Below are 1,000 nucleotides of genomic sequence, written 5' to 3' on the forward strand. Positions count from 1 at the left end.
CGACCGAGATGGGTCATGCGGTTGAGAGCATTGACAGCAATCTTGGTTTCGGTCGTTTGGGTCTCCAATTTGCGGCTGCGCAGCTCTGATCCGATGACTTGTTTGTAACGCCCGATCTGGGCCTCGCCGCATGATCTTTGGCCATAGCCAGTGGCCTTCTGCCAGGCCATACGACCGCCCTTGGCGATCATGTCGATATGGGCGTTGCGTGCGGCGCACTCTCCGGGAACGGCGTTCTTCGGCGGCGGAATGATCAGCTCGACATCCGCACCGAAAGCCCGTCGGATCGTTGCGGCGGTTGGTGTACCGTCATAAGCACCGTCTGCGATGAAACGGTGAACAGGACCGGCCACCTCGGCAAGAAGATCAGGCAATGCGCCGGAATCTCCGACATGCTCGGTTGTTAGGCGTGACGCGACGAGCTCGCCGCTTTCCGGGTCGAACCCGATATGCAGTTTGCGCCATGTCTTGCGGGCCTTTGGTAGCCCATGCTTCTCCCGCATCCAGTCGCGGCCACCGTGGACACGCAACCCGGTGCTGTCCACAACCAGCGTGATCGGTCCACCGGCCGTGCGAATGTCAGACACGATCAGAAGCGTTTGCGCACGCCGGCAGAGCGTCGAGTAATCCGGCACGGGGAGATCCAGTTCCATGAGCTGCAGCAGACTGCGCACAAAGCCCTGAGTTTGCCGAAGCGGCAGGCCGAACACCACGCGCAAGGTAAGACACATCTCGATCGCCAGATCGGAGTATCGCTGCTGACCGCCGCGCTTTCCTTTGCGCATGGCGCACCATCCAGACACCGCGTCCTCGCCAATCCAGACCGTTACGTCACCACGCAGGCGCAGCGCCTCGTTGTATTCGGCCCAGTTCGTCACACGGTACTTTGCCTTCGCAAACCTATCCCGCCGCGACGCATTGAATTTGAAAGGCATCCCAGCATCCCGCAGTCAATTCGAAGGACCAGCTATGCATCGGAAACGATTTGTGCAACACGCTC

At 60.1% G+C, this 1,000-nt stretch carries 1 protein-coding gene; it reads right to left on the bottom strand.

The features are described from left to right. A partial coding sequence (locus ACR1XY_RS24590; RefSeq protein ID WP_480597439.1) for an IS5 family transposase occupies positions 1-935 on the bottom strand: 935 nt, incomplete at its 3' end. Positions 936-1,000 lie beyond the last annotated feature (65 nt).

Source organism: Ruegeria sp. AD11(2025) (assembly GCF_056542405.1).